The organism is Streptomyces sp. NPDC001443, from assembly GCF_053597355.1.
This window is the reverse complement of record NZ_JBSFIA010000005.1, coordinates 61024-75637: the sequence shown is the minus strand read 5'-3', so window position 1 is coordinate 75637 and position 14614 is coordinate 61024. Positions and strand designations below refer to the sequence as shown.

General features: G+C 69.7%; 12 protein-coding genes. 6 read left to right on the top strand and 6 right to left on the bottom strand.

All coding sequences use genetic code 11. The features are described from left to right. Positions 1-140: 140 nt before the first annotated feature. Positions 141-533, bottom strand: coding sequence for a hypothetical protein (locus ACWC24_RS08380; protein WP_450662039.1), 393 nt, complete (start codon positions 531-533; stop codon positions 141-143). A gap of 212 nt (positions 534-745) precedes the next feature. Between ACWC24_RS08380 and ACWC24_RS08375 the strand changes: the two genes are divergently transcribed. Next, positions 746-1795, top strand: coding sequence for an NlpC/P60 family protein (locus tag ACWC24_RS08375; protein ID WP_450662038.1), 1050 nt, complete (start codon positions 746-748; stop codon positions 1793-1795). Between the two features lie 225 nt (positions 1796-2020). Continuing rightward, positions 2021-5101, top strand: a complete 3081-nt coding sequence (locus ACWC24_RS08370) for an AfsR/SARP family transcriptional regulator (protein WP_450662037.1) — start codon at positions 2021-2023, stop codon at positions 5099-5101. On the opposite strand, the gene ACWC24_RS08365 is transcribed toward ACWC24_RS08370, so the two are convergent. Next, on the bottom strand, positions 5095-6666 hold the full coding sequence (locus ACWC24_RS08365; RefSeq protein ID WP_450662036.1) for a glycosyl hydrolase: 1572 nt from the start codon (positions 6664-6666) through the stop codon (positions 5095-5097). The genes ACWC24_RS08370 and ACWC24_RS08365 overlap by 7 nt on opposite strands. Positions 6667-6942: 276 nt before the next feature. Here ACWC24_RS08365 and ACWC24_RS08360 point away from each other — a divergent pair, with 276 nt between their 5' ends. After that, positions 6943-7467: a peptidase inhibitor family I36 protein gene (locus ACWC24_RS08360; RefSeq protein ID WP_450662035.1), complete on the top strand. Its 525-nt coding sequence runs from the start codon at positions 6943-6945 to the stop codon at positions 7465-7467. Between the two features lie 488 nt (positions 7468-7955). Here ACWC24_RS08360 and ACWC24_RS08355 read toward each other — a convergent pair whose 3' ends face one another. Then, positions 7956-9323 carry a hypothetical protein gene (locus ACWC24_RS08355; protein ID WP_450662034.1) on the bottom strand — a complete coding sequence of 456 codons (1368 nt, stop codon included), beginning with the start codon at positions 9321-9323 and terminating at the stop codon, positions 7956-7958. A 121-nt stretch (positions 9324-9444) separates the two neighbouring features. Between ACWC24_RS08355 and ACWC24_RS08350 the strand changes: the two genes are divergently transcribed. From ACWC24_RS08350 to ACWC24_RS08340, 3 genes are all read left to right on the top strand, one after another. Further along, positions 9445-9639, top strand: coding sequence for a hypothetical protein (locus ACWC24_RS08350; protein ID WP_450662033.1), 195 nt, complete (start codon positions 9445-9447; stop codon positions 9637-9639). A gap of 99 nt (positions 9640-9738) precedes the next feature. Next, positions 9739-11238, top strand: a complete 1500-nt coding sequence (locus tag ACWC24_RS08345; protein ID WP_450662032.1) for a hypothetical protein — start codon at positions 9739-9741, stop codon at positions 11236-11238. Positions 11239-11283: 45 nt separating this feature from the next. Further along, positions 11284-11604, top strand: coding sequence for a hypothetical protein (locus ACWC24_RS08340; RefSeq protein ID WP_450662031.1), 321 nt, complete (start codon positions 11284-11286; stop codon positions 11602-11604). A 49-nt stretch (positions 11605-11653) separates the two neighbouring features. Here the strand turns inward: ACWC24_RS08340 and ACWC24_RS08335 are convergent, their stop codons facing one another. The 3 genes from ACWC24_RS08335 to ACWC24_RS08325 are packed head-to-tail and all read right to left on the bottom strand — an operon-like array spanning position 11654 to position 14591. Further along, positions 11654-12991 (bottom strand): protein kinase domain-containing protein, encoded by a 1338-nt coding sequence (locus tag ACWC24_RS08335; RefSeq protein ID WP_450662030.1) that lies wholly within the window; start codon positions 12989-12991, stop codon positions 11654-11656. Then, a complete protein-coding gene (locus ACWC24_RS08330; RefSeq protein ID WP_450662029.1) occupies positions 12988-13920 on the bottom strand; it encodes a PP2C family serine/threonine-protein phosphatase in 933 nt (310 codons plus the stop codon). Before ACWC24_RS08330 ends, ACWC24_RS08335 begins: the two co-directional genes overlap by 4 nt. Then, positions 13914-14591: a vWA domain-containing protein gene (locus ACWC24_RS08325; RefSeq protein WP_450662178.1), complete on the bottom strand. Its 678-nt coding sequence runs from the start codon at positions 14589-14591 to the stop codon at positions 13914-13916. The genes ACWC24_RS08330 and ACWC24_RS08325 overlap by 7 nt, the downstream gene beginning before the upstream one ends. Positions 14592-14614: the final 23 nt, after the last annotated feature.

The following is a 14614-nucleotide window of genomic DNA, read 5'->3' as shown; positions in this document are numbered from 1 at the left end:
GGTGACCGCCGGCCGGAGCATACGGGCGCGCGGTCACCCGCCTGACGCTGCGGGCCCTCGGCACGGCGCCGGTGGGCAGGCCTCGACCGGTCGAAGCCGCGCGGGACGCCGGGCCGGGGCCCGTCCGCCGGCCGGGTGCGTCACGACGTGGCCGCCGCCGCGGTGCCGAAGGCGACGGTCGAGGACAGGAACCACCCGAACGACGGGGCGATCAGATGCCGAAGCGTCCACAGCCGTGCCGCCGTGGGGTGCTCTCGTACATAGACCACGGGTACGGAACGGCCGATCGGAGGCAGTCCGCACAGCGGCGCGTACACACCGGGATCGAGGATGAACTCCCGCCCGACATGGTCGCGGTAGAGGACAAGCCCACCGCGTCGCCGGTCCGCCGGGTCGCGCGCAGTGACGACTCCCGTCACCCGCAGGCCGCGCGCCCGCAGCCGTACGGCCGTCAGCAGGGCACGGGTGCCGAGCAGCAGGCATCCGAAACCGATTCCCGTCCCCAGCGCCGGCAGTACCAACTCCATGTCCATCCGTTCTCCTCTCCTCGTTCCCTTCGACGAACCTGTCCCGCAGAGCGCCGTCTTCGCTGCCCGGCACCGGCTCGGACCCACGGCAGACCACAACGGCGGGTGATTCAACGCGGTTCAGGTCGTCCACGGACCTCTTGAACCAGGCTGCCCAGCAGGTCCGTTGTGTGGGCGAAGCCCTCAGAACGTCGGCTGCGAAGGGATTTTTGGACCGCATGACACGGATCTCGCGCGCGCACGGCCACCGCACAGAGGCGGCCGTCGCCCTGCTGTGTGCTCTGACGATGACGGCACAGGTGCCCACCGCCCACGCGGCCCCCGATCCGCATACGGTCACCCTCGACGAGGTGCGTCGCCAACTGGACGACCTGTACCACCAGTCCGAGGTGACCACCGAGCAGTACAACGCCGCCGACGAGAAGGCCACCGAGCAGCAGAAGAAGATCACGGTGTTGAACGGCCGGGTCAGAGCGGCCGAACTGAAGGCAGCGCGCCTGGAGTCGCTGGTCGGCGCGGCGGCCCGCGCTCAGTACCGCGGTGGCGCACTCCCCGTCGAGGTGCAGTTCGCGCTCGCCTCCGATCCCGAGCACGCCTTGGAGGACGCGGGACTGGCTCAGCAGGCGCAGCAGAGCACGCAGCAGAAGCTGACCGCGTTGCAGGCGGCCCGCAAGGACCTGCGCGCCCGTACGGACGAGGCCACTGAAGAACTGACGGATCTGAAGGCGAGTCGCCGCGCCATGGCCAGGAGCCGCGACAAGATCGAGGCGCGCATCGCCGACGCCCGAGCCCTGGAGTCACGGCTGCAGGAAGCACAACTGCGTCGGCTGGCCGAACTGGAGCGGCAGGATCAGGCCGAGGAGCAGGCCGAGTGGGTCGGCACGGGCATCCTGGACGAGGTCGGCACCAAGGCCAGCGACGCCGGCCGGAAGGCCATCGAGTACGCCACCGAGCAACTCGGCAAGCCCTACGTCTGGGGCGCCGAGGGTCCCGATTCGTTCGACTGCTCCGGTCTGACCTCCCAGGCCTGGCTGCACGCGGGTGTCCCCATCCCCCGCACCTCCGAAGAACAGTGGGCCCGGCTGAAGCACGTACCGATCACCCGGATGCGCCCCGGCGACCTCGTCATCTACTTCTCCGACGCCAGCCATGTCGCCATCTACATCGGCGACGGGAAGATCATCCAGGCGCCGCGGCCGGGGCGTTGGGTGTACGTGTCACCAGCGGGATCGATGGAGATCCTGGGAGTGGTACGGCCTGATGCGTGAGGTGCGCCGCATCGACCACGGGACCCGAGGGTCCCACCGGATGGCTGCCGCTCACAGGGGCGCTCCGGCCGGACAGGGTTCCTGATCGGCGTGGACGAAAGGAGCAAGGCCCAACCTCCCGACGAGGCCGGTCCCCGTCGCCTCGTGCAACAGGGACGTCACTGAACGGAAGCAGTTCACCACCCTGGCACCAGTGTCATGTCGAGTGTCACTACCATCCTGAGGGTGATCAAAGAGACCTCGACCACCATACGTTTCTCCATACTGGGACCGGTCCGGGCCTGGCACAGAGGTCTTGAACTGGATCTTGGTTCACCGCAGCAGCGGGCCGTCCTGGCCGCACTGCTGCTGCGCCGCGGACAGGCTGTCACGCTCCCCGAACTCATCGACGCCGTATGGGGTGCTGAGCCACCGATGGCCGCCGTGTCCGTTCTGCGCACTTACGTCTCGCGCCTTCGCAAAGTCCTGGAACGCGACCGTGGTTCCGTCGGAACGGCGCGGACGATCGTCTCTGTCGGAAACGGGTACCGGGCCCAGATACCGGAAGAGATGCTGGATCTGGCCGTGTTCGAACGACAGATCGCGGACGCTGCGCGCGCGTTCTCCGCCGGTGACGAATCCGTCGCCGCGCAGCTGCTGCACGAGGCTCTCGGCAAGTGGCGGGGTGTGCCACTGGCCGGTCTGCCCGGCCCGCTGGCTGAGGCCGAGCGCTCCCGCTTGGCAGAGGAACGGCTGACCGCGCTGGAGAAGCGCCTGGACCTCGACGTCCGCCTCGGCCGTCACGGCGAGGCCATCGGGGAGCTGATGTCACTGAGCCGTGAGCACCCCTTGCGTGAAGAGCTGTGCCGGCTGCTCATGCTGGCCCTCTACCGGTCCGGAAGACAGGCAGAGGCCCTGGAGGCCTACCGAAGGACGCGCGCCACCCTGGTGACCGAGTTGGGCGTGGAACCCGGCCCGGCCCTGCGAGATCTGCACGCGCGAATCCTCGCGTCGGACGCGTCTTTGACTCCTGTCACTCCCTCCGACGCCCGACTGTTCCACCGGGAGGCCGGACAAGGCCCCGTGGCCGGTGCGTCACCCACGCAGGATGCAAGGGCCCGGGCATCATCCACGTGGGGCGCCCCGGCGGAGGCCGAGCCCTCGGAAGACGCGACTGCCGTGGCAGCGGCCGGGAGCGCCGTTTCCGCCGACGCCCCGGGCCGGTCGCAGGACCGTAGTACGTCCAGGATCCACCCGCAGGAGCCTCTTCAGGTACCCGTCGTCGGGCGTCCTACCGCCAGGTCCGCCAGTCCCCCTCGCCCCGCGCAACTCCCCGCCGATCTCGCCGCCTTCACTGGCAGGAGTGCCGAACTGGAGCACGTTCTCGCCCTGCTGCCGCGCGACGGGAACACGCCGACCACGCTGACGGTCAGTGCGATCGGTGGCATGGCCGGTGTCGGCAAGACCACCCTGGCGGTCCACCTCGCCCACCAGGTCGCCGACCGTTTTCCCGACGGACAACTCTGCGTCAACCTGCGGGGCTTCGATCCGACCGGCTCGGTGGTTCCTCCGCAGGAGGCCATCCGTATCCTTCTCGACGCTCTCGGTGTCCCCCCGCAGCAGCTGCCCGCCGGTCTCGAGGCCCAGGCCGCGTTGTACCGCAGTCTGCTGGCCGAACGGCGGGTGCTGATCCTCCTCGACAACGCCCGCGACAGCGAGCAGGTCCGCCCGCTGCTGCCCGGTTCCCCCGGCTGCCTCGTCATCGTCACCAGCCGCAGCCAGCTCACCGGTCTGGTCGTCGGCGAAGGAGCACATCCACTGACGCTGACTCAGTTGACGCCCGTCGAGGCACGGGAGTTCCTGATGCGCCGGCTCGGCGCCGAGCGGCTGACCGAGGAGCCGGCTGCGGTGGACGAAATCGTGACACGGTGCGCCGCGCTGCCCCTGGCGCTCGCCGTTGTCGCCGCGCGCGCCGTCACGCATCCCGACTTTCCGCTCAGCGCCATCGCCGCGGAACTGCGGGACAGCCACGACAGCCTCGACATCTTCGCCGGGGACGACATCACCACGGACGTACGGACCGTCTTCTCCACCTCCTACAAGGCTCTGTCCGCGCCGGCCGCGCGGATGTTCCGACTGCTGGGACTGCACGGCGGCCCGGACATCTCCGCGCCCGCAGCGGCCGCTCTCGCCGGGATCACCCCACGGGAGGTCCGCGCCCCGCTTCTCGAACTGACCCGTGCCCACCTGCTCACCGAGCACTTCCCCGGCCGTTACACCCTGCACGACCTGCTGCGCGTCTACGCCACCGAACGAGTCGCGGCAGAGGAGACATCCCAAGAGCGTGAGCCGGCAGTCCATCGGCTGCTGTCCTGGTATCTGTACACGGCCGATGCCACCTACCCGCTGCTCGCCCCGACCCGCCGCCGGATCCCCCTCGAACCGCCACCGGCCTTCTGCCGGCCACTGTCGTTCACGACCCATGGCGAGGCCCTGAACTGGTGTGAGACCGAGCGGTCCAACCTGGTCGGCGCGGTCCACCAGGCGGCCGCGCTCGGTCATGCGGACATTGCCTGGCGACTGCCCGCCGTCCTATGGGGGTTCTTCTACTTGCGCAGCCACCTGGAGGACTGGCTCGACACCTGCCTCACAGGCCTGACCGCCGCGCGCGATGCTCACGACCGTCGGGGCGAGGCGCAGGCCCTCCTCGACAGTGCCGCGGCGCTGCGCTCCGCGGGCCGCTACGACGAAGCCGTCGACCATCTGCACCGAGCGGTGACCGCCTGCCGGGAGATCGGGGACACGGACGGCAGGCGGAGGGTGGTGGGCAACCTCGGCGACACTTACCTTCAGAAAGGGCGGCTCGACAAGGCCGTCGAGTACATCCGCCGGTCGCTCGCGCTCAACCGAGCCACCGACAACATCTGGGGCGAGGGCATCGCCTTGAGCAACCTCGGGGATGCCTACCAGCGGCTCGGCCGTTTCGAAGAGGCCGCCCGCTGTCTCGAACGGGCTCTTGTCGTCCTGCGCGACGGTGGCAACCGCTGGGTCGAGGGTGTCGCCCTCGACGTGCTCGGCACGGTCCACTACAGGCTGGGTGCCCACGACCACGCGGTCCGGCACTACCTGCAGGCGCTCGCGGTCCACCGGGAACTGGGCAACCGGTGGGGGGAGGGACACACCCTGGGCAACCTCGGCGACGTCCAACTGGCCGTCGGTACACCCGAGGCGGCAGGGGCGACATGGCGGCAGGCCCTGGCGATCTTCGCCGAGTTCAATCACCCGGACGCCGTGAACATCGAGAAGAAGCTGCTGTCCCTTCAGTGAGCCTGGCGGTAGGCCTGGCCCGCGGTGTTCGCGGTCGTGCCGTCGTACAGGCCGGTCGGGCTGGTCCGGGTGGACAGCGTGAACCATGCGTAACGCTCCACGTGGTCGAGGCCGTCCAGCATCTGCGTCGAAGCCTTGATGAAGTCGGCCTCCTGCTGAGGGCCGGGGTATCGGGGGGTGCCCTGCGAGAAGTCGATCAGACCGTACTCGGTCAGCCAGACCGGCTTGTGGTATCGGTCATGTACTCGCTCGATGTAGTCGTGCAACTGGCCGGCCGCGTCCGGACCGAAATCAGCGCCGTACCAGTGCAGCGGGATGAAGTCGACGCGCAAGCCGCGCTGAGCGGCCCCCTGCATGAAGCGGTCCAGCCAACCGCCGGGGACATCGGCGTCGTAAGAGACCGCCGGGGCACCCAGACGCAGACCCGTGTCCTGCAGCCTGGGCCACAGGTCCAGCGCCTGTTCCGGCGTCATGTTCGCCTGGGCGGCGCTGTCGGGCTCGTTGAAGCCGAGAAGTGCGGTGCCCTCCTTCTTGGCGTCGGCGAGTTGGCCGTCGGTGACCGACCCGGGGCCCCAGAGCATCGGAACGTACTCGACACCCGCCGGCGGGGTGACGCCGTCTGTCGACGAGGCCCAGTTGAAGTACCAGGAGACGCCCGAGTCGGCCAGCGCCTGAGAGGCGCCGTCGAACGGGTTGAGGCTGACGCCCTTGCGACCGGGGACGTAGGTGGTGCCGGTGCCGGCGGATGAGGTCGGGGCGGGGGAAGAGGCGACGCCGGTCCCGTGGAAGGTGACGGTCAGGCCACTGCACTTGGTGCACTGGTACACGGTCCGGTTGCCGGGCTCCGCGTCCTGCTTCGACCAGGCGTACGCGGTGGGGCACTTCTGGTTGATCGCGTCGCTGTAGGGGGTCTTGGCGTCCCGGTTCGGGTTGACGCAGACCAGAGGTTTGCCCGAGGCCAGGTCCTTCGTCAGGTCCTCGGGCGGACAGGACGCCAGCAGGTCCACCGCGCAGCCCGCCGCCGCGCACTCCCCGGACACGGGCGGTGTCATGGCGTCGGGGGTGATGGTGACAGCGGTCGACACGGCGTCGACGTAGCTCACGTCGTACCAGGGTGCGAGCACGTCGGCGGAGTCGAAGTTGAACTCGGCCAGACTCGTGGGCTGCTGTCCTGTGGAGCAGTGGTCGGCGTGGGGGCCGCAGTCGCCCACCGCGCAGTGGAAGGTGCTGCCGTCCTCACCGGAACAACCTTGCCGGGCGAAGAACGTGCCGCGCCAGTGCCTGGCGCCCTGGTGCTCGGGCATCGTGATCGTGGCGGACTGGCCCGGGTCGAGGGCCGGAAGCCCGGTCAGCGCGGCAGAGCCGTCCGCGTTGACGTTGCTGCCGATCCAGATTCGGCTGTCGGTGCTGTTTCGCAGGGTAAGAGTGTGGCTGGTGCCCTCCACGGCGGCGGCCGGTGCACCGTTGATGCGTGCGGCGTCGTGCCGGTTGAGGATGATGGTGGTGGTGGTCGTCGCGCCGACGAGGACCAATATCAGAATGAGCAGAAGCGAGCGTCTGCGCATGAAGCGTGCCCTTCGGATCGCGCTTGCGCCGGATCGGTGGATCAGGTGCTGCCTACGCAGGCACGACGGATGCGGCCGGAGCGCGGTTCAGCCCGACCCGACGGCAGTGCGAGCAGGGCGCGGGGCGGCCCGAGGGACACCATCTTCCTGCCGGTCCGCAATCACGGAATCTCCACGTTCGCCTTGAACCCTCAAGGGGTGGTTGCCGTCGTGCTTGTGTACGTCGCACAGAGCCGGCGGCCGGTTCGGTCCGGCTCAGTCTGTAAGGAGTTATGCATGAAGTCATGGCGTTCCCGTGTCGCCGCCGTGGTCGCTGCCGCGGCAGTCACCATTCCGCTGACCGTGGGCTCCGCGTCCGCGTCGGTCCCCACCGACCCCGATGGCTTCCACCTGGCTGGTGGTTCCCCCCAGTACCAGTCGTGCATGGATGAGGGTCAGTCCGGCCTCGGGCAGGGATACACGGAGTACCAGTGCCGCTGGAACCCGAGCAGCAGCACCTGGGAGGTGTGGGTCCGCTCGACCAACCCCAAAGACGGCTACATAGGCGGCAGGGTCTACCTTTTCGACGGCCATGACAACACCGGGGACGTGCTGGCGGTCGATCCGGTGGACATCCCCTACATCGACTGGGCATGGAACGACCGGGCCAGCTCGGTGTGGAACCTCAGCAGCAGTCAAATCTGCATCTGGACCGATGCCGACCACCACGGCTACTCCTACAGCATCCCGGCGGGCGCGAAGCAGGAACTGCTGTACCTCTACGACAACGCGGTGTCCTCCCTCTCGGTCGGCGGCTGCTGAGGCTGAGCCGACTGGTCGACCGATCCCGCCGTCCCCCCGCGCTTCGAGGGGGGACGGCGGGATCGGGCCGGCGCCACCGCTCCTGTGCCAGGGGGAACGAGGCCTGCCGGCCACGGCGTTCCGTCGTGCACCGGCAAGTCGACCGCCGAGACGTGCGAGGTGACGGGACGCCTCCAGAGGCAAGCTCCGACCAATGGGACTACGCAACCTTGGATCCCGCTGCTGCGGCTCACGCAGTGGGGTGGCAGCCCTCCGCGGCAATCACCAGAGATGGAGTGCAACTCGGCCGCACCAACGTGTGACTGTGTCGCTCACCGGTTGGGGAATGCGGCCGATCACCCGGAACGTGTTCGGCGGTATCCCTCGGACATGACGGACGCGGAGTGGTCCGTGGCCCGGCCGCTGCTGCCGGTGCCCGGCCGGTTGCGCGGCCGGGGCGGGCAGCCGAAGGCATACTGCCATCGGGTGGACGCTCGAGGCGGACCGCATCACGGCACCGGCGTCCGCCGGACGTGTCCGGCCTCGGTCCGCAGGCCCTGCCGCTCCAGGGTGTGCGCCAGCTTGTCACGCCATCGCTTCGATCTCCGTACGCGGACGGCGGCGGGAGCCAGCTGCAACGCGGGGTCGTGCTGCCCGACCTCGTGCAGGGCGATGACCATGTCGACGACCTGCTGGACCGCCCTGGTCCGCACGGCGAGCTCCGCCAGTACGGCGTCCCGCTGCCATACGCACCGCTTCTCGTGGAGCAGGCGGACGAGTCTCGCGCTCCTCGAGGCCCGGTCGGCGCCCTGGCAGGCCTGCCCGGAGAACACCGCCTTGACCCCTTGAGGAACCAGTCGCGTGCCGTGCAGCGCCTCCATCACGGCGGCCACGTCCTCCACGCAACGGTCGCCGGCCCGGGTCAACAGCTCCCACCAGAGCGTGTGCGTGGCGGCCTCGGGTGCCAGCAGGTCCGCGATCTCCGCGACCGCGGGCGGCTCGCGCAGGGACAGGGCGGACAGGAAGTTGCCGAGGCATCCCTCGTCGATGCCGTCCACTCCGCGCCGCAGACTCTCCACGAGGGCCACGGCCTCGGCCGGTGGGCGCAGAGCCGCGCACGAGATGAGCAGATCGGCCTCCATGGACAGACCCGCCGCCTCCAGACAGCGCAATGCGTGGAGCATCTGGGGAAGCGGACGCCGGGCCGCCACGCCCAGCAGTTCCCGAGCCTCCGCAATCAGGTCGACGTCGTGGAGCTGTGTGAGGAGGTCCGGCAGACGCTCCATGTGCAGTCCGCCCTTCAGCTCCTCCGACACCTGTGCCAGCTGCCGGGGGATCGGCCGGGGCCGTCGCGCCTGGGCCGGTTCGTCCGCCGTCGGCGCCGACTGCGGTCGGAGCGTCTCCCGTTGCTCCTGGGCCGGTTCCGCCGCCAGTGGCGTCGACTCCGGTCGGGACGTCTCCTGTTGCTCCTCGGCGGGTCTCGGATGAACCCGGCGTTGCTGTTGCTCCAGGAGTTGTTGCGCGGCCCGCAACAACTCCTCCCGTTGCTCCAACCTCCTTTTGAAGACCCTGTTCTGATGGGCCGCCCCGCCGCTCAGCTGGGCGGCGTCGAGGATCTTCTCCAGTTGCTCCCACGGCATGACCGCACCCGGATCCGCGGCTCTGCCGAGAACCTCGTCGTGCAGGCTTCTGACCCATGAGCAGTCCGGGACGCGTCTGCCCGCAAGGTAACGGGAGACAGCTCCCTTGTCGCAGTACATGCGCGCTGCGTACCCGTTGAGTGATTCGCCGAGCAGTCCGAACAGCGCGCGCAGCGCCTCCGCCAGTGCACTGTTCTCCGCCGACAGGTCCGCACCCAGATCCTTGAAGTGCCGCACGACCGCTGCTCCCGTCCCCCGAGTGTTGCGACATTCGGGCAACCCGTGGTCGCTGCCGCAACACCGTCCCCGCCGTGGAAAGTCGACAGCACACCCACTGCCCTGTCGAAAGGCCCCGTCCATGAGCCACCACGGCGAACTGTTCGCCTTCATCGCGGTCCTGGCGGCCGGCATCGCGTTCATCGCACTGGGCGTGAGCCCGGGCTCGCTCTCCACGATCGCCATCGCGCTGAGCGGATTGTACGGCGCGTACCGTCACCAGAGGTCGGGAAACGGGACGGGAGGGGACAAGGACCGGCACAACGGTGGGAGTTGACCGATGTGGCCCTCCCAGGACCTGTGCAGGCCCTACCGTGGAAGCAGCGCAGTGCATGGGGTCGGTGCTCGGGATGTGCCGGCGAGTTCGGGGGGAAACATGCCGCTGACCAGTCTCACGCCGTTGCCGAAATACCGTACGGACCTTGTCACCCGACGGCTGTGCGCCACGGCCCATCTGGACGAGCCGTTCGCGCGCGCGGTGTGGTCCGAGTACGCGGAGGACGGACTCCAGGCGACGGCTCTGCCGCAGGGCATCAACCTGGTCGCCCTGGTCCGGCACACCCGGCAGGCGCTGACCCGCCTGCACCAGCGGGACAGGGTCCTCGCCCTCGCCGCGCTGGCACTGCCGGCCACGACGCTGGTGGCGCTGTGGCAGGTGATCGCCGGTCACCGAGGAGCGGCGGCGATCGCCGGACTCGCGGCGGCCGCCGTCCTCGCGGGGTCCTGGTACGTGACCTTCGCGACCGAACTGCGCTGCCGATGGGCCGCGTTGGCGCTGACCGGGGACGCCGCGCTGAACGACCTGGCCCCGCCGGTGGATCCGGCGGTGGAGAGCCGTCTCGAGTCCATGAAGAAGGCCAACCTCGTCGCCTATCACTCGGCCGTCGAAGCGGTGAACCCCTTCGTCGGCAGCGGTTGGCGGCTCACCGAGGCCGTGTGGCGGCCCATCGACGTGAGCCGTCCGGCCAAGGACGACCAGGGCCGCGAGCAGCAGATCATCCCGTTCGACGCCGCCGACCTGCACCACTACCTCGCCGTCGAGATGCCCAAGACCATCGGCCTGGAGACCCTCCAGGCACGCAACCGCCTCTACGTCCGCGGCCTGCACGTGTCGTACATGGGCAAGGACGTGCTGCCGGACCCCGCCCGACCACCGGCGGTCGTCGTACCCAGGCAACTGGTCAAGACCGGGGTGGTCACGACCGGCGCGGGCGCGGAGACCTATCTGTGCCTGCGCATGCTCGGGCCGGGCGGGCGTGTGGTCGTCACCATGCACCTGCGCGCCCATCTACTGATGCCCCGGCTGTCCTGGGAGGTCGCCGCGTATGTGATCCCGCCGCTGTCGGAGCGGTTCGACGCGGTGGAGTACCTGCCCACCGGCCCGGCCCGTCTGTGGTGGCACACCTTCCGCACGGTCAACCGGAGCTTCCGGAGCACCCTGTTCGGCTCCCTCGGCCGGCTGAACGGCGAGAACCGGCGACTGCGCCGCCTCTCCCGCGGCCTGGAGCGGGACCGCAAGGAGATCCGCAAGGGACGCAGGGACTGGGACTACGGCGCGGTCGCCGGGCTGCGCGAGGCGGTCGCCGACTGGGAGCGCATGGGCTACAGCGAACGCCGCGACACCTCCCACTACTTCAAACGGCTGGAACAGGGGGTGCTCCTGGCCACCAGCGCCTTCCTGCGCGCCCACAACATCGACACCTCCGACTTCGAGGACACCGAGCGGCAGGTGGCCAACGCGCCGACCTACAACTTCAACGGCGCCATCACCGGTCCGGCGATGTTCGGCCAGCACCTCCAGCAGTTCAACAACCAGCACCATGCGCCTCAGTCGGGCGGCGGCCAGCCACCGGCGGGCCCGTCCGGCAACCCCTGAGCACCACACGAGCCGCCCTGAGCACCACACGAGGAGACAGTCGTCATGAACAGCTTCAACTTCAACGGCCCGATCCAGGGTCCGAGCCAGTTCGGTGATCACAACACCCAGCGCAACACCTTGCACGGCGGCTTCCAGGCAGCCACCGCCCTGCAACTGGCCGACTCCCTCGTCCGCGAACTCGGCCCCTCCACCCCGCCCGAGGCCCAGGCCGTACGGGACGAACTCGCCCGCGCCGAACAGACGGGGGAACGGGCGGACCGCGGCAGGGTCCGCGCCTGGCTCGACACCCTGGCGCTGGGCCTTGGCACGGGGAGCAGTGCGCTGGCGCTGGTCGAGCAGATCCGGCAGGCCGTCGGCGGCTGACCGGTGTGCGGTGCCGGGCCGGCCTGCCGGAGCAGTTGATGACGGACCGTCAGGCCGTGTGCACCACGGCTTCCACTCCCTCCCCCAGATCCAGTCCGAGCCCCGGGCGCAGCGAGACGGTGCGACCGGGGTCGACCTGGCTGGTGGTGCCGTCGGGCCGACGGGCGTGCCAGACCACGGCGCCTCGGTTGGTGAGGCCGAACTGGCCCGGGCGCTTCGGGTTCTCCGTGAGCTCCGCGATCACCTGCGGTTCGGAGAAGTGGTGCCGCTTCGGCTCGGCCTGGAGGTGATGGGCGTACAGGCGTGCCTCACGGCCCAACCTCACGGTGCGCACGGACCGCGGCTGGCTGGTGGTGACCACCAGCCAGGCAGGCATGAGGAGCGTCTTGCGGCAGCTCCAGCACGAGCGCGTGGTCTTCCCTTCGGGCTCGGTCATGTTCTGCCGGCCGCAGTCGGCGCACACCACGACCGTGTCCCGGACCTTGCTCAGCGTCTCCCGCCACTGCGACTCGCGCACCCGCCGCGACGGCTGCCTGAGCCCCTCCGTGAAACTGTGCACGAACAGGTCACGCAGCGCCTGCGGCACCGCGTCCCAGGTGGCCAGCACCGTGGACTGCTCATGGGGGTCGGGGCTGTTGGAGTGATCGACCGGGTCGAAGACGAACACCGGATGCGTGCCGTACAGCTTGCGCTGGGCCGCCTCGTCGAAGCAGCGGATCGCCAGTTCGGCGCGGCCCTTGAGAGGGTGATGGTTCATCAGGAGCATGAACAGCAGCACGGCGAGGGAGTGCAGGTCCGTCTGGGTACTGGGCATCACCCCGTCGTCGCCGCGCACCAGTTCCGGAGCCATGAACTCCATCGTTCCGGAGATGCCCGAGACCGCCCCCTCCACCACCGCGTTGTCGTTGTCACAGATCAGCACGTCACCGTTGGCGGGGTCGAAGAAGACGTTGCCCCAGGAGATGTCCCGGTAGGCGACGCCCCGGGAGTGCAGGGCCTGGTACGCCTCCACCATGTGGATGCCGGCCGTCAGCAACTCCAGGTAGCGCGTGGAGACCTGACGCCTGAACAGTTCCGGCAGTCCCCGGAACTTGTCCGGGCGCAGGTGCATCAGATAGCCGAAGCCGCCGTTGCCGTCCAGCACGACCTGCTGCGGCCACAGGAACCGCTCGTCGGAGAAGCCCCGGCCCACCAGGTCCTCCACGATCTGCAACTGCTGGTCGGTGGCGCAGGCCGCGTAGTACCACTTCAGGGCGCGCTCCCCGGCGGGCGTGCGCACCCGGTAGACCTCGCCCTGGCCGCCCGAGCCGAGCAGGCCGACGATCACGACACTCTGGCCGTCCTCGGTGGTGAGCGTGGTGCCGGTGGGGATCATCCCGTTCGTCATTGTTCCTCCGTGCCGGCCGCGGCACGCCAGGCCGCGGCCACCGTGGTGTCGTCACCCGAGTACTTCGCGGCCTGGGCCAGCCAGTCCGGCAGATCGGCCTCGACCGTCGACGGGCCCTGCTCCAGCAGCCGTTCATAGGTACCGCGGACGAAGTCCAGGTAGCCCTGCCGGTCCACGAAACTCTTGGAGAGCCCGTCGGTCGACAGCAGCACCAGCGAGGGCGCGCTGTCCGCGGCGGTGATCGGCGACCAGTGCACGCGTACCAGGTCCTCGGCCTGACGGCTGCACAACGAGTCCGTCTCGTCGCCCAGTTCGGGCCGACCCGGATCCAGTGGCAGCCGCAGTTCGCCCCTCAGGTCGACGACCGCCAGCTCGCCGTCGCCGAGTTGCCAGCCCACGAGCAGTCCCGGGACGACGACCGCGCCGATCAGGGTCGTACCGTAGGGCACCAGATCGGCGTACCGGACGCCGGGAGCCCGGGCCGGATCCGACGGCCCGGAGCGCGGTGGGGGCGGCGCGTCGCACGACGGCTCGCCCTCCGGTCCGGGAACAGCGTGCCGACGCCGGGCGTCCTCCAGCACCTGGTCCTGCCACAGGCGGACCAGCTCACGCGGGAGCCGGTCCTGGGCCTCTGCCTTCAGGCGGGGCCACGGTGCCCCGGTCAGTGCCCGCTCGGCGAACTCCTTCGCCAGCCGCACGAAGATCTGGACCGCGTACCTGGCTCCGACATGACTGCGGGCATGGGCTGCCGAGCCGTGCCCGTCGGCGACCGCCAGCACCACGGCGTCGTCCCGCCCCGGCAGCGGTTCGGCGAGCGCGAAGTCCTGGTAGGTCCCCTTGCGGGGACCCATGACGTTCGCGCACAGGATCCGCCAACGCGCGTCCGGGGACAGGCCGCTGCCGGCCGGTGCTCCGGGCACGGTCACCATACGTCGTCATCGTCGTCGTCCGACGGCACGACGGGCGGCGCGTACGGCGTGTACCCCGACAGGGTCTTGGCGTCCGAGCCCGCGGCCACCGGGATCGAGGCCGCCTTGACCGCCACCGTGGACGCCCAGCGGATCGCGGCGGCGAGTTGCTTGGGGCTGTTGGCGTCCAGCGGCTCCAGCTCCGGGTTGGCGAGGAACTCCTTCAGCATGGCCCGGTCCGCGTCCTCGCCGATGGCGATGGCGACCCGCACGGCGCGCTTGCCCCACGGCGTGGCGTCGACCGCCTTGAGACCGGAGCGCCAGTCGTCGGTCGGCTGCCCGTCGGACACCAGCGCCAGCACCGGCTTCAGCGCCCGTTCCGGCATCGGCGGCATCTCCAGCTCACGGGCCACCAGCTTCAGCGCCTCGCCGAGATTGGTGGTGCCGTCCGGGTGGACGTCGTCCCAGTGGAAGTCGTCCACCGGGGTCGACGTCGGCTGGAGCCAGCGGGCGGTGGTGGAGAAGGTGAGCGCCCGCACCATCAGGGACGCCGACGGGTTGTCGCCCGCCACCGTCCGCATCTCGGGCAGCGCCTCCTTGATGTTGTAGTTCAGTGAGGCGATCTTGCCGTTGATGCCCATCGAGTACGAGCAGTCCAGCATCCAGAAGAAGTGGACCGGACGACTCGCCATGGCCCCGCCTGGAAAATCGCTCA

Excerpts from the sequence above, each read along its gene's own strand:
- ACWC24_RS08380 (WP_450662039.1), bottom strand. The coding sequence starts at position 533 with ATGGACATGGAGTTGGTACTGCCGGCGCTGGGGACGGGAATCGGTTTC.
- ACWC24_RS08375 (WP_450662038.1), top strand. The coding sequence starts at position 746 with ATGACACGGATCTCGCGCGCGCACGGCCACCGCACAGAGGCGGCCGTC.
- ACWC24_RS08365 (WP_450662036.1), bottom strand. The coding sequence starts at position 6,666 with ATGCGCAGACGCTCGCTTCTGCTCATTCTGATATTGGTCCTCGTCGGC.
- ACWC24_RS08360 (WP_450662035.1), top strand. The coding sequence starts at position 6,943 with ATGAAGTCATGGCGTTCCCGTGTCGCCGCCGTGGTCGCTGCCGCGGCA.
- ACWC24_RS08350 (WP_450662033.1), top strand. The coding sequence starts at position 9,445 with ATGAGCCACCACGGCGAACTGTTCGCCTTCATCGCGGTCCTGGCGGCC.
- ACWC24_RS08345 (WP_450662032.1), top strand. The coding sequence starts at position 9,739 with ATGCCGCTGACCAGTCTCACGCCGTTGCCGAAATACCGTACGGACCTT.
- ACWC24_RS08340 (WP_450662031.1), top strand. The coding sequence starts at position 11,284 with ATGAACAGCTTCAACTTCAACGGCCCGATCCAGGGTCCGAGCCAGTTC.
- ACWC24_RS08335 (WP_450662030.1), bottom strand. The coding sequence starts at position 12,991 with ATGACGAACGGGATGATCCCCACCGGCACCACGCTCACCACCGAGGAC.
- ACWC24_RS08330 (WP_450662029.1), bottom strand. The coding sequence starts at position 13,920 with ATGGTGACCGTGCCCGGAGCACCGGCCGGCAGCGGCCTGTCCCCGGAC.
- ACWC24_RS08325 (WP_450662178.1), bottom strand. The coding sequence starts at position 14,591 with ATGGCGAGTCGTCCGGTCCACTTCTTCTGGATGCTGGACTGCTCGTAC.